Origin of the sequence: Streptomyces sp. 11x1 (genome assembly GCF_032598905.1) — a bacterium.
Lineage (GTDB): Bacteria > Actinomycetota > Actinomycetes > Streptomycetales > Streptomycetaceae > Streptomyces.
Map to the genome: position 1 here is coordinate 9,564,363 of NZ_CP122458.1, position 18,157 is coordinate 9,582,519.

The following is an 18,157-nucleotide window of genomic DNA, read 5'->3' on the forward strand; positions in this document are numbered from 1 at the left end:
AGGACAGAGAGCGGCAGTGGCCGCGAAGGAGGCGACGGAGATGTCGAAGAGCACGAAGATCGTCGCAGGGGGTGCGGCAATCGGGATCGTCCTGCTGATCCTGCTGCCCTTCCCCTTCTGGGCCAATCTCCTGATAGTCCTGGGGATCCCCACGGCCGTGTACCTGGCGCTGGACCCCTCACAGCGGCGCAGGCTGCGCCGCACCGGACGCAAGGAGCTCGGCCGCTGAAATGCCACCGGCCCGCGCGAGCGGGCCGGTGCGGCGGACGGAATCAGTTCGGACGTACGGCGATCTTGTCGAGGGACTCCAGGAGACCGGGCAGTTCCGGGCCCCTGCCCACCGGCAGTACCTCGCCGGGTTCTTCGTCGAGGAGGACGAACGCGATGTCGTCGGTTCTGGCCACCATCGACCAGCCGGGACCGTCGGCGCGAAGGGTGCGGGCGTCGCCCGGTGCGAACGAGGAGCGCACCCGCCCCAGCGGCGGAGGGGACTCCACGTACGCGCGCGCCTCCGCGAGCACGCGGCGGATGCCCGTGCGCGGAGCGCCGTCGTCCTTCCCGGCACCCGGCCCGGCTTCCGTCGTGCCTCCTGTCGCCGACGTCGCCGCCCCGTCCGAGCCGCCCTGCCCGGTGAACGAGGCGTCGTCGATCTGCTCCCGCCACATGGACCACTGCAGAGCGATCTCGTCGGCCCCCAGACGCCGCTGGGCGGGACCCCAGACGGCGGTGTCCGGCGGGCTCAGCGGCGGCCGGTCCGACACCTCGGGATCTGGGTCGTGCGGAGCGGGCACCCCCGGAGCCGACACGGCGACCGCGAGGGGCCAGCCCGGCAGCGCGGCCACCACGGAGTCCTCGTCGGGCGACAGGTCGTACTCCATACCGCAGTCCCACGACGCGATGGCCACGGCGACCAGCGACACGTCGTCGACCGCCACCGTCCACCTCGCTCCCTCGCCGTCCTGGCCCAGGACGATCCCGTAGCCGTCGGCGAGCGGCGCGAGGTCCAGAGCCGCGCACGCCTCCGGGTAGTCGTCGCCCAGCACACTGGGGAAGTTCGCGGGCGTGAGCAGTACCGCCGTCAGCACATACAGTGCGTCGTCGTCCCCGGCGGTGACGGCGTCCTCGTCCGTCCCGGCCATGCCGGCCTCCCATCGCTCTCGCTCGTCCGTCGGCGCACCCTAATGCGCCCGGCGGGCCCTTGTCACGAGCGGGAACCCCGTGCGGAGCTGCGGATATCCCGGGCGAGCTGCAGGTATCCGGGTGGACAGGGGCGAAACGACCGGACACCCTCACTCGTTCAGGTGGCGGGCAGCCCCAGAAGTGACCGCGCGACCGTCAGCGGCGACTCGTCGCGCTCCCGCGCGAGGGCGATCACCGCCCGGCACGCCAGCTCGCTGACTCCGAACGACAGGGCCTCGGGCGACACCCAGGTCGCGGCCTCGTCGATCTGGTCCTGATCGTCCTCGGCACACGCCGCGATGTAGACGGCGGCAGACTCGAACAGGTTGTGCGTGCGTTTCGTCTCCCGCGCGGTGGGCTCCGCGCGCAGCGAGTCGAGGAATCTGCTGAAGGACTTGCGAACGCTGCCGAACATATGGGCTACCTACCCCCCCGCGTCGGTATCACAGCTCGTCCTACTCAACGTAGAGACGGACTCGCGGCCACAGAAGGGGGACGGCGGGATGAAGAGCGGCGAACGGCGCGTTCCGGACCCTCCTCCGCGCGATTCACCGCGCGAGGGCAGGGGTCAGCCCGCACGCGTGGCGAGCGCCAGGAAACGGGCGTCCTCGTCGGCGTACGACGTCATGCGCCAGCCCGAACCGGCCAGCAGCGGCCTCAGGGTCGCCTCGGCACGCAGGTCCTCCGGGGTGATCTGCCGCCCCTGGCGCGCGGCGAGCGCCGCCCGGCCGATGGGGTGGAACAGGGCCAGCGTGCCGCCCGGCCTGACCACCCGGGCCAGTTCCCGCAGATTCTCCGCGGGGTTCGAAAGGTGTGCGACGAGCCCGGCGGCGAACACCGCGTCCAGCGACGCCGTACGCAGCGGCAGCCGGCCGACGTCGGCCAGCACCAACCGCCCGTCTCGGTCCCGCCCCGCCCGTACGGCGGCCTCCAGCATGGCGGGCGTCAGATCGGCCCCGAGGACCACTCCCGAGGCCCCCACGGCGGCACGCAACGGTGTCAGGGCCCGTCCCGTGCCGCACCCCGCGTCGAGCACCCGCTCACCCTCGCGCAGTCCGAGCTCGGCGACCGCGGCGGCGTAGGCGGGCCCGTCGTCGGGAAAGCGGGCGTCCCAGCGGGCCGCCCGTGCCGTGAAGAACTCCTGGACGTGTGTGTGGTCTTCGCTCATGCTCCGCATGATCCCTCACCAGGACGACGGAGGAGACGACGCGCACGTTCGAGCGAGAGGCGGTCGTTCCTGTGCATATATGCGGCACATTGCGGCAGCTTTCGGAATACGTCCCCTCAGTGCTCCCGTGCCCCCACTAGCGTCCCGGGGCCATGGGACACATGGACCACGCCACCTTCGGCTGGCTGACCCCCGCGCTGTCGTACGCCATGGCCTGCATCGGCGCCGCCCTCGGACTGCGCTGCACGGTCCGCGCCCTCGCCACCACCGGGAGGTCCCGTCGCAACTGGCTCGTCACCGCGGCTTCGGCGATCGGCACCGGCATCTGGACCATGCACTTCGTGGCGATGCTCGGCTTCGGTGTCAGCGGCACCGAGATCCGTTACGACGTGCCCCTGACCGTTCTGAGCCTCCTGGTCGCCATGCTCGTGGTCTGCGGCGGCGTCTTCGCCGTCGGCTACGGCCGCGACCGCGCCCGGGCGCTCCTGGTGGGCGGACTCACCACCGGCCTGGGTGTCGCGAGCATGCACTACCTGGGCATGGCGGCCGTACGGCTGCACGGCGACGTGACCTACGATCCCGCACTCGTCGCCCTCTCCGTCGTGATCGCCGTGGTCGCGGCCACCGCCGCCCTCTGGGCGGCCCTCAACATCGAGTCGCCCGTCGCGGTGACCGTCGCATCCCTCGTCATGGGCGGTGCGGTGAGCAGCATGCACTACACCGCGATGTGGGCGGTGCGCGTGGAGGTCACTCCGTCCGCGGCGGTCCTGCCCGGGGCCACGGCGATGCAGTTCATCTTCCCCCTCGCCGTCGGCCTCGGGTCCTACCTCTTCCTCACCTCGGCGTTCGTCGCACTGTCGCCGACGGCCGGGGAGCGCGAGGCATCCGCGTCGGCCCAGCGGCCGGTCGAGAACGCCACCGCCCACTAGCCGCGCTACGGCCTTCGAAGCCCGCCCCTGAACCCTGATCGAGGAGGCCATGCGTACACCCCGCAGGACCCCGACAGCCGACGCCGAGGCGCCGCCCCGCCCCGCGATACGCGGGCGCCGCGCCCACGCCGGACCACCGGCCGACGAGCACCTCGCGACCGACGGCACCGGCGCCCCGACGACCGACCCACCCCCGCGCGCGGGACGCCGCCGGCTGCGCCCCCGCACCGTCCGCGCCAAGATCGTCTGTCTGCTGATGGTGCCGGTCGTCTCCCTGCTCGCACTGTGGGCCTACGCCACCGTCACCACCGCCCAGGACGTCGCCCGCCACCGTCAGCTGCAACGCGTCGAGGCCTCCGTACGCGGCCCGGTCGCCGACGCCGTCGCGGCCCTCCAGTCCGAACGCGCGGCCGCCGTACGGTTCGCCACTGCACCCTCCACGGAGCGGGAGAAGACGCTCCGCGGACTCGCGCGCCGCACCGACCGGACGGTGGGCGCCCTGCGCCTAGGTGACCGCCACACCGTCGCCGACGGCACCGACCTGCCCGCAGGGGTCGCCGAACGCCTCGCCGGCTTCGTGACCGGGGCCGAAGACCTGCGTGCGCTGCGGACGTCGGTTCTCGACCGCCGCAGCGGCTGGGCGGAGACGTACGAGCGATACACGGCGACCATCTCCACGGCCTTCGGCGTGGGAGGCGCGCTCACCGGCATCCAGGACGCCGAACTCGGCTCCGACGCGCGCGTGCTGATGGAGTTCTCCCGCGCGGCCGAGGCGCTGGCGCAGGAGGACGCACTCCTGTCCGGCGCCCACCTCGCCAAGACCCTCGACCGCGAACGGCTGCGCCTGTTCATCGGCGCCGTCGACACACGCCGCACGCTGACCGAAGCCGCCGGAGCGGACCTGCGCGGCCCGGAGAACGCGGCCTGGCAGGAACTCGCCGGAGGGAACGCCTACGCCGACCTGCGCGCCCTCGAGGACGAGGTGGTCGCGAGCCACCCCGGAGCGCAGGTGCTCCACGCCGTCCCCGAAGCGGCCTGGACGTCTGCCCACGCGCGCGTGCGGGACGACATGCGCGGTATCGAGACGGACGCCGGCCACGGGGTCGCCGACCGGGCCGACCCGTTCACCCGCGCACTGCTCACCCCGGCGGGAGCCGCCGTGCTCCTCGGCCTCGCCGCGGTCGCGGCCTCCCTCGTCATCTCCGTACGCATCGGACGCGGTCTGGTCGTGGAGTTGGTGAGCCTGCGCAACGGCGCCCTGGAGATCGCCCGCCGCAAACTGCCGCACGCCATGCGCAGACTGCGCTCCGGCGAGGAGATCGACGTCGACGCCGAGGCCCCGCCCGGCTCGCCCGCTGAGGACGAGACCGGTCAGGTCGCCGAGGCCCTTGGCACGGTGCACCGCGCGGCCCTGCGCGCGGCGGTCGAGCGGGCCGAACTCGCCAGCGGCATCTCCGGGGTGTTCGTCAATCTCGCCCGCCGCAGCCAGATCCTCGTGCACCGCCAGCTCGGTCTCCTCGACAGCATGGAACGCCGCTCCGACGATCCCGACGAACTCAGCGACCTCTTCCGCCTCGACCACCTCACCACGCGCATGCGACGCCACGCGGAGAGCCTGATCATCCTCTCCGGCGCCGCCCCGGGCCGTGCCTGGCGCATGCCCGTGTCCCTGACGAACGTGGTCCGGGCGGCAGTCTCCGAGATCGAGGACTACGCGCGCGTGGAACTGCGGCAACTTCCCGAGGCGAAGATCGTCGGCACCGGGGTCGCCGACCTCACCCACCTCCTCGCCGAACTCGTGGAGAACGCCGCCCAGTTCTCACCACCCCACACACGCGTACGGGTCACCGGCGAACCAGTCGGCAACGGCTACGCCCTGGAGGTCGAGGACCGGGGCCTCGGCATGGGCAAGGAGACGCTCGCCGAGGCCAATCGCCGCATCGAACAGTCCGAGGCCCTCGACCTGTTCGACAGCGACCGGCTCGGCTTGTTCGTCGTGAGCCGCCTCGCCGCCCGCCACGGCATCAAGGTCCACCTGCGGACCTCCCCCTACGGCGGCACCACGGCCGTGGTGCTCCTGCCCACCGCACTGCTCCACAGTGGCGCGCCGGAACGTTCCCCCGAAGCGTCCGCCGAAGCACCCCCGGAGCCCGAGGAACGCGAGTACGCGCGCGTGACCGCGGCCCCGCGTCAGGAACCCGTGGAGCAGTCCGCGAACCGCCACGCCCTGACGGCTCCCATGGCCTCCGCCGGGCGCAACGCGGAGGAGCAGCGCCCGCCCGAGGCGCCGCCCGGTGTGACCACCCTGCGGCCGAACCGCAGGGCGCCGGAACCTCAGGACACGGACGGACTGCCGCGCCGCGTACGACAGGCGCACCTCGCGCCCCAACTGCGCGAGCGACACACCGGGCAGCCCGCGTCGGCGGCGGCGCCCGGAGCGGACGACGAGCGCACGCCGGAACTTGTCAGGGACCGCATGGCGGCCTACCGCGACGGCTGGGCACGAGGCGGCGGCAGGGCACCCGGCAGAGGAGTCGCACAGGGCCCCACGACGGCCCGCGACAGCAGCGAAGGAGACCCCGCATGATCCAGGACCCGAGCACCAGGGCCACCGAACGCTCCGGTGAACTCGACTGGCTGCTGGACGACTTGGTCCTGCGCGTGCACGAGGTGCGGCACGCCGTGGTCCTGTCCAACGACGGCCTGGCGGTCGGCGCCTCCAGCGACCTCAGGCGCGAGGACGCCGAGCACCTCGCCGCGGTCGCCTCCGGCTTCCACAGTCTCGCCAAGGGCGCGGGCCGTCACTTCGGCGCAGGGGGCGTACGCCAGACGATGGTCGAGATGGACGACGGCTTCCTCTTCGTCGCCGCCGCCGGAGACGGCTCCTGCCTCGCCCTCCTCACCTCCGTCACGGCCGACATCGGGCTGGTGGCGTACGAAATGGCACGGCTGGTGAAGCGCGTCGGAGAGCACCTGCGGACACCGACCCGCGCCGGCGCACGCCCGCCCACGGCCGGATGAACCAGGGACAGGCCGTGCTCATGACCGAAGGCAGTGACACCGGCGCCCCGCACGAACCGGCGGGCGGTCGCTGGTACGACCACGAGGCCGGGCCGCTCGTCCGCCCCTACGCCGTGACGGGCGGCCGCACCAGACCGGGTCACGGCGGACCGCGCTTCGACCTGATCGCCCTGGTCTCGCTCGACCCCGGCGCACCCGGCGCCGACGACTCGTTGCTCGGTCCGGAACACCACGCGCTCCTGGAACTGTGCCGGACCGAGACCCAGTCGGTCGCCGAACTCGCCGCGGGCGCCGACCTGCCCGTCGGCGTCGTACGGGTACTGCTCGGGGACCTAGTGGACGCGAGCCGAGTCACCGTCAGTCGCCCCGTGCCGCCCGCGCGACTGCCGGACGAACGGATCCTGCGGGAGGTGATCGAGGGGCTGAGGGCGCTGTAGATGAACACGCACCCGGTTGTGACCCGTACCGACTTGCGCATCCAACCCGGCTCCGAACGGGCACAAGCGGTCGGTGAGAAGAAATACCGGTCCAACGCCCCACGAACGAGTGGTAGTTGTCAAGATGCTGACTCCTCACGGCCGTACCGATGTCGATTACGGTCGACACTCCCGAGAGAAGTGATCGATGGTCTCCGAGCATTCCGATGAGACAGACGGCGACACGGGCGCCCTGGCACTGAAGATCCTCGTCGCCGGCGGATTCGGCGTGGGCAAGACCACGCTGGTCGGCGCGGTCAGCGAGATCAAGCCGCTGCGCACCGAGGAACTCCTGAGCGAGGTGGGCCAGTCGGTCGACGACACCGACGGGGTGGACCAGAAGGTCACCACCACCGTCGCCATGGACTTCGGCCGCATCACGATCAGGTCGGGGCTCTCGCTCTACCTGTTCGGCACCCCGGGGCAGGACCGGTTCTGGTTCATGTGGGACGAGTTGGCGCAAGGGGCGTTGGGCGCCGTCGTCCTCGCGGACACGCGGCGACTGCAGGACTGCTTCCCCGCCGTGGACTACTTCGAGCACCGGCACATCCCCTTCGTGGTCGCCGTCAACTGCTTCTCGGAAGCACGCGCCCATGGTGCCCAGGACGTCTCACGCGCCCTCGACCTCGACCAGGGAACCCCCGTGGTCCTCTGCGACGCCAGGGACCGCGACTCCGGCAAGGAAGTGCTGATACGCCTCGTCGAATACGCCGGGCGGATGCACACCGCCCGGCTGCTCGACTCCGTGGGCTGAACCGGCGCCAACACGCCTGTTCCTGGCCGGATACTGTCCCTTGACACCGCTGTTTCGGGTGGGGAAGCACCTGTTGTCGCTGTTCGCGCGGAAGGACCGGCATGCCTTGTCGGTCATCTTCCCTGCCATGTTCGCATCCTGCTTGCTCCGACAGCGGCCGTGGGGAAGGCTGAATCGTCGGATCCTCCGTGTCCGGGGGAACGACGAAACGGGGAGTGCGAACGATGTCGCAGAACGCGGGGCTCGGTTGGCTGCTGGACGACCTGACCGAGCGCGTGGAACCCATACGACACGCCCTGGTGCTGTCCAACGACGGACTGGTCACCGCGGCCAGCACCGGCCTGCGGCGCGAGGACTCCGAACACCTGGCCGCGGTCTCGTCGGGTCTGCACAGCCTCGCCAAGGGCTCGGGCCGCCACTTCGGCGCCGGTGACGTACGGCAGACGATGATCGAGTTCGACGACGCGGTGCTTTTCGTGACCGCCGCCGGGCCCGGCAGCTGCCTGTGCGTCCTCAGCGCGGCGGAGGCGGACATCGGGCAGATCGGGTACGAGATGACGCTGTTGGTGAACCGGGTCGGCGAACATCTCCGTGTGGACGCCAGGCACCCCGAACGCTCGGCCGCGATGGATCGCTGACCTGCGGTTCTCTCTGTGGCGGCAGAGTTATCCACAGGCCCGCCACGGCTTTCCGCGAACGGGCTACGGTTTTTCCCGAGCGAGCGCGAGACCAGCGCGAGCACCACACCGCACGGGGGAGAACCGTCATGTCCGGCGACACCGTCACACAGTCGGCCACGCACACCACCACCGACACCCACACCACGACCACCGAGCCCAGCACGCCCGCCACACGACGCGCCGCCCCGGCATCGAAAAGGGCGGCCAGGGCAGTCAGGACCGCCGGGGCGGCCGGCGGCACCCTGGCACTGAGCCGAGCCGCACGCGAACTGGGCCTGAAACGCAGCGAAATCGACCTCGCCGTACAACTGGGCTGCCTGCGAACGGTCGTCGACGACGGAGGCGGAGGCCGTCGCGTCACACGGGCGGAGGTCGAGCGGCTCCGGGCCGAGAAGGGCTTCCCCGAGACTCTGCGGGAACGGGTCGAGGCCGTGGGGACCAAAGCGGCCGCCGAGATCCTGGGCGTGCCGCCCACCCGGTTCACGCGCCTCGCGCGCCTGGGACTGGTCACACCGGTCAAGTTCTCTCTCAACCGCTACCGCGCCGTGCTCTGGCTCTATCCGTCGGCCGAACTGCGGCAGTTCGCGGCCGACGGGAGGAACGCCCCCTGGCTGACGGAGCGTGTCCCGGAGGATCTCAGGCGCCGACTGGAAGCGGGACTGGACCTGCGCCCCCGGAACTGGCGTGGGCGCCACCTCGGAGCCCTGCTGAGGCAGGCGGACGACCCCTGGAGCCGCGCGGCCGCCATGGCCTCCCTGCTCGACCCCGTCCAGGTCGCCGAGATCGTCCACGACCCCTACGAGCGCGCCCACCTGCATTTCCACCGGCCCGTACGAGCCGAGCACGGGACGCCCGACTCGCCCGCCGCACGGATCACCGCGCGGATCATGACCGCGGACGACCCCGATGAGATCGCCTGGCTGCGGGCGGACCTCCAGCGGTCCCTCGGCGAGGCCCGGGCACACCGACTCGCCCCGAGGCCCCGCCGGAAGGTGCCGTGGTCGCCGGCCTGGGACGAGACACCCGGCGCGGCGGCCCGACCCACAGCGCGGCCACCCCGGGGCCGACGACGCCCCGGGCACCACGCGCCCGGCGCCGGCACGGCTCCCGAAGGGCGACGCGGTCTGCTGGGCTGGCTCCGCCGCAGACACCACTGACCCGCCGGTCACGCCTCGAGCTTGCGGAACAGTCCTTCCTGCACGACCGATACGAGCAGACGTCCCTCCAGGTCGTAGATACGGCCGCGGGCCAGTCCGCGGCCGCCCACCGCGATCGGGGACTCCTGGTCGTACAGGAACCACTCGTCCGCGCGGAACGGCCGGTGGAACCACATCGCGTGGTCCAGCGACGCCATGTCGAAGCCACGGGGTCCCCAGAGGGGCTCCACCGGAATGCGGACGGCGTCGAGAAGCGTCATGTCGCTGGCGTACGTCAGCGCGCACGTGTGCACGAGCGGGTCGTCGCCGAGGGGACCCACCGCGCGCATCCATACCGCGCTGCGCGGCTCGGCGTGCTCGACCTCCTCGGCCGTCCAGCGCAGCCGGTCGACATACCGGATGTCGAAGGGCTGCCGCCGGGCCATGCGCTCCAACTGCTCGGGAAGCGTGCCCAGATGCTCGCTGATCTCCTGCGTCACCGTCGGCAGCGACTCGGGGTCGGGCACCTTGCGGCCCGGCGGCAACTGGTGCTCGAAGCTCCCCTCTTCAGGCTTGTGAAAGGAAGCGGTCAGATTGAAGATCGTGCGGCCCTGCTGCACGGCGGTGACCCGGCGCGTGGTGAACGACCGCCCGTCCCGCACCCGCTCCACCTGGTACACGATCGGCACCCCGGGACGGCCGGGGCGCAGGAAGTACGCGTGCAATGAATGCACGGGCCGGTCGCCCTCGGTGGTGCGTCCGGCGGCGACCAGCGCCTGGCCGGCGACCTGCCCGCCGAAGACCCGCTGCAGGGACTCCTGCGGGCTGCGCCCGCGGAAGATGTTGACCTCGATCTGCTCCAGGTCGAGCAGGTCGACGAGCCGCTCGGCGGGGTTGGTCGTCATGTGCTGGCCTCTCCTGTGCTCACAGCTGACCGACGTCGGTGACCTTGACGACTGCGCGTCCCTCGGCGTCGGAGGCCGCGAGATCGATCTCCGCGCTGATCCCCCAGTCATGATCGCCGTTCGGGTCGGCGAAGGTCTGCCGGACCCGCCACAGCCCGTTCTGCGGCTCCTCCTCGATCATCAACAGCCGCGGGCCACGGGCATCGGGACCGGTGCCGAGTTCCTCGTACTCGTCCCAGTACTTGTCCATCGCCTCGCCCCACCGCTCGGCGTCCCAGCCGGCCTCGGCGTCCATCTCGCCCAACTCGTCCACCTGGTCGAGCGCGGCCAGTTCGACGCGACGGAACATGGCGTTGCGGACGAGCACCCGGAAGGCACGCGCGTTGGAGGTGACCGGCTTGACCTGGTCGGCCCGCTCCTGGGCCTCCTCGGCCGTCATCTCCTCGGGGTTGGCCAGCTGCTCCCACTCGTCGAGGAGACTGGAGTCGACCTGGCGCACCATCTCTCCGAGCCAGGCGATCAGATCCTCCAGATCGTCGGACTTCAGATCGTCGGGGACGGTGTGGTCGAGTGCCTTGTAGGCGCCGGCGAGGTAGCGCAGCACGATGCCCTCGGTGCGGGCCAGTTCGTAGTGGGACACCAACTCCGTGAAGGACATGGCCCGTTCGTACATGTCACGGATCACGGACTTCGGCGACAGTGGATGGTCGCCGACCCAGGGGTGGCTCTTGCGGTAGGTGTTGTACGCGTGGAAGAGCAGCTCCTCCAGCGGCTTGGGGTAGCTGACGTCCTGCAGCCGCTCCATGCGCTCCTCGTACTCGACGCCGTCGGCCTTCATCGCGGCCACGGCCTCGCCGCGCGCCTTGTTCTGCTGGGCGGCGAGGATCTGCCGCGGGTCGTCCAGCGTCGACTCGACGACAGACACCATGTCGAGGGCGTACGAAGGGGATTCGGGGTCCAGAAGTTCGAACGCGGCCAGCGCGAAGGTGGACAGCGGCTGGTTGAGCGCGAAGTCCTGCTGGAGATCGACCGTCAGCCGGACGATACGGCCCTCGGCGTCCGGCTGGTCGAGCTTCTCGACGATGCCGCCGTCGAGGAGCGAGCGGTAGATCGCGATCGCACGGCGGATGTGCCGCAACTGCTGCTTGCGGGGCTCATGGTTGTCCTCCAGCAGATGGCGCATCGCCTCGAAGGCATTGCCCGGCCGCGCGATCACCGACAGCAGCATGGTGTGAGTGACACGGAAGCGGGAGGTCAGCGGTTCCGGATCGGAGGCGATGAGCTTCTCGAAGGTGTTGTCGGTCCAGCCGACGAACCCCTCGGGAGCCTTCTTGCGGACCACCTTGCGACGCTTCTTCGGATCGTCGCCGGCCTTGGCGAGGGCCTTCTCGTTCTCGATGACGTGCTCGGGCGCCTGCGCCACCACGAAGCCCGCCGTGTCGAAGCCCGCCCGGCCCGCGCGGCCCGCGATCTGGTGGAACTCACGGGCCCGCAGGGTCCGCACACGATTGCCGTCGTACTTGGTGAGGGCGGTGAACAACACGGTGCGGATGGGGACGTTGACGCCGACACCGAGCGTGTCCGTGCCGCAGATGACCTTCAGCAGACCGGCCTGGGCGAGCTTCTCCACCAGGCGTCGGTACTTGGGCAGCATGCCGGCGTGGTGGACGCCGATGCCGTGCCGCACGTAACGGGAGAGGTTGCGGCCGAACTTGGTGGTGAAGCGGAAGCTGCCGATCAGCTCGGCGATCTGGTCCTTCTCCTCCCGCGTGCACATGTTGATGCTCATCAGCGCCTGCGCCCGTTCAACGGCCTGCGCCTGCGTGAAGTGCACGATGTAGACCGGAGCCTGCCGGGTGGCGAGCAGCTCGGTGAGCGTCTCCGTCAGCGGGGTCAGGACGTACTCGTAGGACAGGGGCACCGGACGCGTCGCCGAGCGGACCACGGCGGTCGGGCGACCGGTGCGCCGGGTGAGGTCCTTTTCGAACATCGAGACGTCGCCGAGGGTCGCCGACATCAGGATGAACTGGGCCTGCGGCAGCTCGAGGATCGGGATCTGCCAGGCCCAGCCCCGATCGCCCTCCGCGTAGAAGTGGAACTCGTCCATCACGACCTGGCCGACGTCGGCGTGCTTGCCGTCGCGCAGCGCGATCGAGGCCAGCACCTCGGCGGTGCAGCAGATGACGGGGGCGTCGGCGTTCACGGAGGCGTCGCCGGTGAGCATGCCGACGTTCTCGGTACCGAAGATCTTGCACAGCTCGAAGAACTTCTCCGAGACGAGCGCCTTGATCGGAGCCGTGTAGAAGGTGACCTCGTCGCGGGCGAGCGCCGCGAAGTGGGCACCCGCCGCGATCATGCTCTTGCCGGAGCCGGTGGGCGTCGACACGATCACGTTCGCGCCGGAGACCACCTCGATGAGCGCCTCCTCCTGGTGCGGATAGAGGGTGAGACCGCGTTCCTGGGCCCACGACTCGAAGGCTTCGTAGAGGGCGTCGGGGTCGGCGGTCCGCGGCAGCTGATCGATGAGGGTCACGCCCCCATCTTGCCTGCCCGCGGACCCGATGGGGGAATCGGCTGCCGGACCGAAGATCGCGAACGCTACGCTGTGGCGCCGACGGAACGTCAGCACACCTGGACAACTGGACAGCGGCACAAGGCGCCTGGACAGCGGCACGAACAGAACGGGACGGGGCACGGCCATGATGGGACCAGCACACTCACTGTCGGGAGCCGCCGCCTGGCTCGGCGTGGGAGCCGCGGCGGCCGCCACCGGGCACACGATGCCCTGGCCGGTGCTCCTGGTCGGTGCGCTGATCTGCGCGGGTGCCGCGCTCGCCCCCGACCTGGACCACAAGGCGGCGACGATCTCCCGTTCCTTCGGTCCGCTGTCACGCTGGGTGTGCGAGATCGTCGACAAGCTGTCCTACGCCGTCTACAAGGCGACGAAGAAGCAGGGCGACCCGCGTCGCTCGGGTGGGCACCGCACGCTCACGCACACCTGGCTGTGGGCAGCGCTGCTCGGCGCCGGTGCCTCCGTCGCCGCCATCACCGGGGGGCGCTGGGCGGTGCTTGCCATTCTCTTCGTGCACCTGGTCCTGGCCATCGAGGGCCTGCTGTGGCGGGCGGCCCGGGGTTCGAGCAGCGATGTGCTGGTGTGGCTGCTGGCGGCGACGAGCGCCTGGATCCTCGCCGGGGTCCTGGACAAGCCGGGCAACGGGGCCGACTGGCTGTTCACACAGCCGGGCCAGGAGTATCTGTGGCTCGGGCTGCCGATCGTGCTGGGGGCGCTGGTGCACGACATCGGGGACTCGCTGACCGTCTCGGGTTGCCCGATCCTGTGGCCGATACCGATCGGGCGCAAGCGCTGGTACCCCGTGGGCCCGCCGAAGGCGATGCGGTTCCGGGCCGGCAGCTGGGTCGAGCTGAGGGTGCTGATGCCGGTGTTCATGGTGCTCGGGGGAGTGGGCGCGGCGGCGGCGCTGAACGTCATCTGACCGGGCGCGGGCACTCCCGCCGACGCTACGGCCGCCCAGCCCTGGGTGACGTGCTCGCGCGGTGGTCAGCCCGGCAGGGAGTCCTCGTCCACGATGTGCATGGCGGCCTCCTCGGCGGAGGCGGCAGCTCCGTCGATTCCCACGTCGGTGGCGATCAACCTGCTCTCCTCGTCCTCGTGCGCGCCCTCGTCGGGGGCGACCAGACGGCCGGAGCGAAGGTCGCCCACCTCGTTGTCCAGCGGCTCGCCGTCGGTGTCCTGGGTGTCGCCGATGCCGTCCCCGTCGGGGTAGGCGATGTCCGGGAGCTCTTCGGCGAGGCGCTGCTCCAGCGTCTCCCCGCGCAGTCGCTCCGCCGCCGTGACACCGGTGTGCTCCACCGCCCATGGCCGCTCCGGTGGGGACCAGCCCCGGTCGAGGGGGTCGGCCACACCGTCGGCGACCAGGGTGTCCTCGGCGTCCAGCAGCCCCGCGTCGTCCTGGATCTCGGATCCGTCTGGCTGGTAGACGTCGTCTCCCCATCCGCCGGCTCTGTCCACGGGTACCTCCAGTGGTGGGGCGGGCCCGGTGCCACCGTCCGGCGACGGTGGGCGCACGGGCCGCTGGGCCACGGCCCGAACCCCGCGAACCGGGCGGTTCACGGGCGTCCCCCGAATCAGTGCCCACCACCAGCCTTCCACTCGCGTTCGGCACCGCGCAACGGCAGGGCGACGGCAGCCGTCGGACCCCGCCGGAGTCGGCCCCCGCTGCCGGGGCCCGCGCATCGGTCAGCCGTGCCACGACCTCCACAGCGCGGCGTACGCGCCGTCCGCGGCGACGAGCTGGTCGTGGCTGCCCAGCTCGCTGATGCGGCCGTTCTCGACGACGGCGATGACGTCGGCGTCGTGGGCGGTGTGCAGGCGGTGGGCGATGGCGACGACGGTACGGCCGTCGAGGACGCGGGCGAGCGAGCGTTCCAGGTGGCGGGCCGCCCGCGGGTCGAGGAGCGAGGTCGCCTCGTCCAGGACCAGCGTGTGCGGGTCGGCGAGGACCAGCCGGGCCAGCGCGATCTGCTGGGCCTGCGCCGGGGTGAGCGTGAACCCGCCGGAACCGACCTCGGTGTCCAGTCCCTCGTCCAGCGCCCGCGCCCAGGCGTCGGCGTCGACCGCGCCCAGCGCCGCCCACAGCTCGGCGTCCCCGGCGCCCGTGCGGGCCAGGAGCAGGTTGTCGCGGAGGGAGCCGACGAACACGTGGTGCTCCTGGTTGACCAGGGCGACGTGGGAGCGGACGTCCTCGGCGGGCATCCGGGACAGCTCGGCACCGCCGAGGGTGACACGGCCGTCGCGGGGCGCGTAGATCCCCGCGAGCAGTCGGCCCAGGGTCGACTTGCCCGCGCCGGACGGGCCGACGAGGGCGAGCCGGGTGCCGGGCGCGACCTCCAGGGAGACCTTGCGCAGGACGTCGACGCCTTCGCGGTATCCGAAGCGCACCCGGTCGGCGTGGACATGTCGCCCCTCGGGGGTCACGGCCGGGTCGCCCGCGTCGGGCTCGATGTCCCGTACCCCGACCAGGCGGGCCAGCGACACCTCGGCGACCTGCAGCTCGTCGTACCAGCGGAGGATCAGGTTGATCGGGTCGACGAGCATCTGGGCGATGAGCGCGCCCGTGGTCAGCTGCCCGAGGCCGATCCAGCCCTGGAGGACGAACACCCCGCCGATGATCAGGACGGACCCGAGGACCGTGGTGTGCGTGAAATTGATGACGGGGAAGAGCACCGACCGCAGCCACAGGGTGTACCGCTCCCAGGCGGTCCATTCGCGGACCCGCTGGTCGGAGAGGTCGATGCGGCGGGTGCCGAGGCGGTGGGCCTCGACGGTGCGCCCGGCGTCCACCGTCTCCGCGAGGACGGCGGCGACGGCGGCGTACCCGGCGGACTCCGAGCGGTAGGCGGAAGGGGCACGCTTGAAGTACCAGCGGCAGCCGACGACCAGCACGGGCAGGGCCAGCAGGACGGCGAGGGCCAGCGGGGGCGCGGTCACGGCGAGGCCGCCGACGAGCAGGACGACCCACACCACCCCGATGGCCAGCTGGGGCACCGCCTCGCGCATGGCGTTGGCCAGCCGGTCGATGTCCGTGGTGATGCGGGAGAGCAGGTCACCCGTGCCGGCGCGTTCCAGGACACCCGGCGGCAGGCCGACCGACCGGACGAGGAAGTCCTCGCGCAGGTCGGCCAGCATCCGCTCGCCGAGCATGGCGCCGCGCAGCCGTACCTCCCGTACGAAGACGGCCTGGACGACGAGGGCGACGACGAACACCGCCGCGGTGACTTCCAGATGGAGTTCACGCGCCCCGTCGGAGACCCGCTCGACGAGTGCGCCGAGCAGGTAGGGGCCCGCCATCGAGGCCACGACCGCGACCGTGTTGACGGTGATGAGCAGGACGAAGGCCCGGCGGTGCCGGCGGAACAGTTCTGCCACGTAGGCGCGTACGGTCGCGGGGGCGCCGACGGGCAGGGTGTTCGCCGTCGTCGGGGCGGCCGGGTCGTAGGCCGGGGGCGCCACGCCGATCATGCGGTCTCCTCGATGTCTTCCAGTTCGTCCAGCACTTCGCTGAGAGCGGTCCTGCGGTTCTGCGGCCGTGCGGTGAAGGCGGTTTTCTCGCCGTTCTTCTCGCGGGTCTCCTCGCGGGTCTCCTCGTCGGTCTCGCGGGTGACGACGGCCCGGTACCGGGGTTCCTTGTGGATCAGGTCGCGGTGCAGGCCGACTGCCGCCACCTCGCCGTCATGGACGAGGACGACGCGGTCGGCGAGGTCGAGCAGGAGGGGCGAGGAGGTCAACACGATCGTCGTGCCGCCCGCCCGCAGCGAGTGGACGCCGGCGGCGATCCTCGCCTCGGTGTGCGAGTCGACGGCGGAGGTCGGCTCGTCGAGGACCAGCACGTTCGGGTCCGTGATCAGGGAGCGGGCCAGGGCAAGTCGCTGGCGCTGGCCGCCGGACAGGGACCGTCCGCGCTCGGTGATCCGCGCGTCCAGCGGGTCCTCGGCGCCCAGTGACCCCTGGACCAGGGCTTCCAGCACGTCACCGCACTGGGCGGCGGTCAGCGCCTCCTCGGCGGTGACGTGGCCCGAGGCGGGGACGTCGAGGAGTTCGCGGAGAGTGCCGGAGAGCAGCACCGGGTCCTTGTCCTGGACGAGGACGGCCGTGCGGGCGGAGTCGAGGGGCAGTTCGTCGAGCGGTACACCGTCGAGGAGCACGGAGGTGCCCTCCTCGGGGGCGTGGCCGCCCAGCCGTTCCGCCAGTCGTCCGGCCGCGTCGGGGTCACCGCACACCACCGCCGTGAGACACCCGGCGGGCGCGAGCAGCCCGGTGGCCGGGTCGTACAGGTCCCCGGTGGGCACCGTGGCCTCGCGGGACCCCTCGGTGTCCGTGCTCCGCTCCAGCGACAGCACCCCGGCCGCCCGTTTCGCGGACGGACGGGAGAAGGAGTACGCCATCGCGATCTCCTCGAAGTGTCTGAGCGGATACGTCAGCAGCATGACCGCGCTGTACACGGTGACCAGTTCGCCGACCGTGATCCGGCCCTCACGGGCGAGACCCACGCCGTGCCAGACGACCGCGATCATCAGCAGCCCTGGCAGCAGCACCTGGATGCCTGAGATGAGGGCCCACATACGGGCGCTGCGAACGGCGGCGTGCCGGACCTCCTGGGAGGCGCTGCGGTAGCGGTCCAGGAAGAGCTCCTCGCCGCCGATGCCGCGCAGCACGCGCAGGCCCGCGACGGTGTCGGAGGCCAGCTCGGTGGCACGGCCCGCCTTCTCGCGCTGGAAGTCGGCGCGGCGGGTCGCGCGGGGCAGCAGCGGAAGCACGGCCAGGGCGAGGACGGGCACTCCCACGGCGACGACGACGCCCAGGGCGGGCTGGTACACGACCAGGCCGACGCAGACCAGCACCACGGTGAGCGCGGCGGCGGTGAAGCGGGAGACGGCTTCGACGAACCAGCCGATCTTCTCGACGTCGCCGGTGGAGACCGCGACCACCTCTCCGGCCGCGACCCGGCGGGTCAGCGCCGAGCCGAGCTGGGCCGTCTTGCGGGCCAGCAACTGCTGGACGCGGGCGGCGGCCGTGATCCAGTTGGTGACCGCCGACCGGTGCAGGAAGGTGTCGCCCAGCGCGATGGTGAACCCGCATGCCAGCAGCACCACGCCCGCGAGGGCGAGTCGGGAGCCGGAGCGGTCGACGACGGCCTGGACGGCGAAGCCGACGCAGAACGGAAGTCCGGCCACGGAGGTGAAGTGCAACAACCCCCACGCCAGCGCCTTGAACTGTCCGCCCAGTTGATTCCGGCCGAGCCACCACAGGAATCGTGGGCCCGAGCGAGCGTCCGGTACGCCCGGGTCTTGGTACGGAAGGTCTTGAATCTGCATGACGTCCCAGAGGCTC

At 71.5% G+C, this 18,157-nt stretch carries 17 protein-coding genes; 9 read left to right on the top strand and 8 right to left on the bottom strand.

Features of this window, described 5'->3' with window-relative positions:
* The first annotated feature begins 16 nt into the window (after positions 1 to 16).
* A complete protein-coding gene (locus P8T65_RS41995) occupies positions 17 to 229 on the top strand; it encodes a hypothetical protein (protein ID WP_316730708.1) in 213 nt (70 codons plus the stop codon).
* A 43-nt stretch (positions 230 to 272) separates the two neighbouring features.
* Here P8T65_RS41995 and P8T65_RS42000 read toward each other — a convergent pair whose 3' ends face one another.
* From P8T65_RS42000 to P8T65_RS42010, 3 genes are all read right to left on the bottom strand, one after another.
* Entirely contained in the window at positions 273 to 1,139 is an 867-nt protein-coding gene (locus tag P8T65_RS42000; protein WP_316730709.1) for a hypothetical protein, read from the bottom strand.
* Positions 1,140 to 1,297: 158 nt separating this feature from the next.
* Positions 1,298 to 1,594: a hypothetical protein gene (locus tag P8T65_RS42005; protein WP_316730710.1), complete on the bottom strand. Its 297-nt coding sequence runs from the start codon at positions 1,592 to 1,594 to the stop codon at positions 1,298 to 1,300.
* Positions 1,595 to 1,747: 153 nt separating this feature from the next.
* Entirely contained in the window at positions 1,748 to 2,347 is a 600-nt protein-coding gene (locus P8T65_RS42010; RefSeq protein ID WP_316730712.1) for a class I SAM-dependent methyltransferase, read from the bottom strand.
* 152 nt (positions 2,348 to 2,499) lie between these two features.
* On the opposite strand from P8T65_RS42010, the gene P8T65_RS42015 reads away from it, so the two are divergent.
* From P8T65_RS42015 to P8T65_RS42045, 7 genes are all read left to right on the top strand, one after another.
* Complete coding sequence (locus tag P8T65_RS42015) at positions 2,500 to 3,276, top strand: MHYT domain-containing protein (RefSeq protein ID WP_316730714.1); 777 nt, start codon at positions 2,500 to 2,502, stop codon at positions 3,274 to 3,276.
* Positions 3,277 to 3,325: 49 nt separating this feature from the next.
* Entirely contained in the window at positions 3,326 to 5,863 is a 2,538-nt protein-coding gene (locus P8T65_RS42020) for a nitrate- and nitrite sensing domain-containing protein (protein ID WP_316730716.1), read from the top strand.
* Entirely contained in the window at positions 5,860 to 6,297 is a 438-nt protein-coding gene (locus P8T65_RS42025; RefSeq protein WP_230224768.1) for a roadblock/LC7 domain-containing protein, read from the top strand. The genes P8T65_RS42020 and P8T65_RS42025 overlap by 4 nt, the downstream gene beginning before the upstream one ends.
* 20 nt (positions 6,298 to 6,317) lie before the next feature.
* A complete protein-coding gene (locus P8T65_RS42030; protein WP_316730717.1) occupies positions 6,318 to 6,734 on the top strand; it encodes a DUF742 domain-containing protein in 417 nt (138 codons plus the stop codon).
* A 187-nt stretch (positions 6,735 to 6,921) separates the two neighbouring features.
* The gene (locus tag P8T65_RS42035) at positions 6,922 to 7,527 is read left to right on the top strand and encodes an ATP/GTP-binding protein (RefSeq protein WP_230224770.1); all 606 of its coding nucleotides are present in this window, start codon (positions 6,922 to 6,924) and stop codon (positions 7,525 to 7,527) included.
* Positions 7,528 to 7,751: 224 nt separating this feature from the next.
* Positions 7,752 to 8,165, top strand: coding sequence for a roadblock/LC7 domain-containing protein (locus P8T65_RS42040; protein ID WP_086803279.1), 414 nt, complete (start codon positions 7,752 to 7,754; stop codon positions 8,163 to 8,165).
* A 128-nt stretch (positions 8,166 to 8,293) separates the two neighbouring features.
* Complete coding sequence (locus P8T65_RS42045) at positions 8,294 to 9,364, top strand: DUF6397 family protein (RefSeq protein WP_316730718.1); 1,071 nt, start codon at positions 8,294 to 8,296, stop codon at positions 9,362 to 9,364.
* Between the two features lie 8 nt (positions 9,365 to 9,372).
* Here the strand turns inward: P8T65_RS42045 and P8T65_RS42050 are convergent, their stop codons facing one another.
* Together P8T65_RS42050 and P8T65_RS42055 are read right to left on the bottom strand one after the other, a co-directional pair.
* On the bottom strand, positions 9,373 to 10,248 hold the full coding sequence (locus tag P8T65_RS42050; RefSeq protein ID WP_316730720.1) for an acyl-CoA thioesterase II: 876 nt from the start codon (positions 10,246 to 10,248) through the stop codon (positions 9,373 to 9,375).
* 19 nt (positions 10,249 to 10,267) lie between these two features.
* Entirely contained in the window at positions 10,268 to 12,781 is a 2,514-nt protein-coding gene (locus P8T65_RS42055; RefSeq protein ID WP_316730721.1) for a DUF3516 domain-containing protein, read from the bottom strand.
* 166 nt (positions 12,782 to 12,947) lie between these two features.
* Here P8T65_RS42055 and P8T65_RS42060 point away from each other — a divergent pair, with 166 nt between their 5' ends.
* The gene (locus P8T65_RS42060; RefSeq protein WP_230224779.1) at positions 12,948 to 13,742 is read left to right on the top strand and encodes a metal-dependent hydrolase; all 795 of its coding nucleotides are present in this window, start codon (positions 12,948 to 12,950) and stop codon (positions 13,740 to 13,742) included.
* Between the two features lie 65 nt (positions 13,743 to 13,807).
* Here the strand turns inward: P8T65_RS42060 and P8T65_RS42065 are convergent, their stop codons facing one another.
* From P8T65_RS42065 to P8T65_RS42075, 3 genes are all read right to left on the bottom strand, one after another.
* Positions 13,808 to 14,278, bottom strand: coding sequence for a DUF5709 domain-containing protein (locus tag P8T65_RS42065; RefSeq protein WP_184897400.1), 471 nt, complete (start codon positions 14,276 to 14,278; stop codon positions 13,808 to 13,810).
* Positions 14,279 to 14,506: 228 nt separating this feature from the next.
* A complete protein-coding gene (locus tag P8T65_RS42070) occupies positions 14,507 to 16,288 on the bottom strand; it encodes an ABC transporter ATP-binding protein (protein WP_316730724.1) in 1,782 nt (593 codons plus the stop codon).
* A complete protein-coding gene (locus P8T65_RS42075) occupies positions 16,285 to 18,141 on the bottom strand; it encodes an ABC transporter ATP-binding protein (protein WP_316730725.1) in 1,857 nt (618 codons plus the stop codon). Before P8T65_RS42075 ends, P8T65_RS42070 begins: the two co-directional genes overlap by 4 nt.
* Positions 18,142 to 18,157 lie beyond the last annotated feature (16 nt).

Coding starts and splice junctions, on each gene's coding strand:
- P8T65_RS42000 (WP_316730709.1), bottom strand. CDS start 1,139: ATGGCCGGGACGGACGAGGACGCCGTCACCGCCGGGGACGACGACGCA.
- P8T65_RS42005 (WP_316730710.1), bottom strand. CDS start 1,594: ATGTTCGGCAGCGTTCGCAAGTCCTTCAGCAGATTCCTCGACTCGCTG.
- P8T65_RS42010 (WP_316730712.1), bottom strand. CDS start 2,347: ATGAGCGAAGACCACACACACGTCCAGGAGTTCTTCACGGCACGGGCG.
- P8T65_RS42015 (WP_316730714.1), top strand. CDS start 2,500: ATGGGACACATGGACCACGCCACCTTCGGCTGGCTGACCCCCGCGCTG.
- P8T65_RS42020 (WP_316730716.1), top strand. CDS start 3,326: ATGCGTACACCCCGCAGGACCCCGACAGCCGACGCCGAGGCGCCGCCC.
- P8T65_RS42025 (WP_230224768.1), top strand. CDS start 5,860: ATGATCCAGGACCCGAGCACCAGGGCCACCGAACGCTCCGGTGAACTC.
- P8T65_RS42030 (WP_316730717.1), top strand. CDS start 6,318: ATGACCGAAGGCAGTGACACCGGCGCCCCGCACGAACCGGCGGGCGGT.
- P8T65_RS42035 (WP_230224770.1), top strand. CDS start 6,922: ATGGTCTCCGAGCATTCCGATGAGACAGACGGCGACACGGGCGCCCTG.
- P8T65_RS42040 (WP_086803279.1), top strand. CDS start 7,752: ATGTCGCAGAACGCGGGGCTCGGTTGGCTGCTGGACGACCTGACCGAG.
- P8T65_RS42045 (WP_316730718.1), top strand. CDS start 8,294: ATGTCCGGCGACACCGTCACACAGTCGGCCACGCACACCACCACCGAC.
- P8T65_RS42050 (WP_316730720.1), bottom strand. CDS start 10,248: ATGACGACCAACCCCGCCGAGCGGCTCGTCGACCTGCTCGACCTGGAG.
- P8T65_RS42060 (WP_230224779.1), top strand. CDS start 12,948: ATGATGGGACCAGCACACTCACTGTCGGGAGCCGCCGCCTGGCTCGGC.
- P8T65_RS42070 (WP_316730724.1), bottom strand. CDS start 16,288: ATGATCGGCGTGGCGCCCCCGGCCTACGACCCGGCCGCCCCGACGACG.
- P8T65_RS42075 (WP_316730725.1), bottom strand. CDS start 18,141: ATGCAGATTCAAGACCTTCCGTACCAAGACCCGGGCGTACCGGACGCT.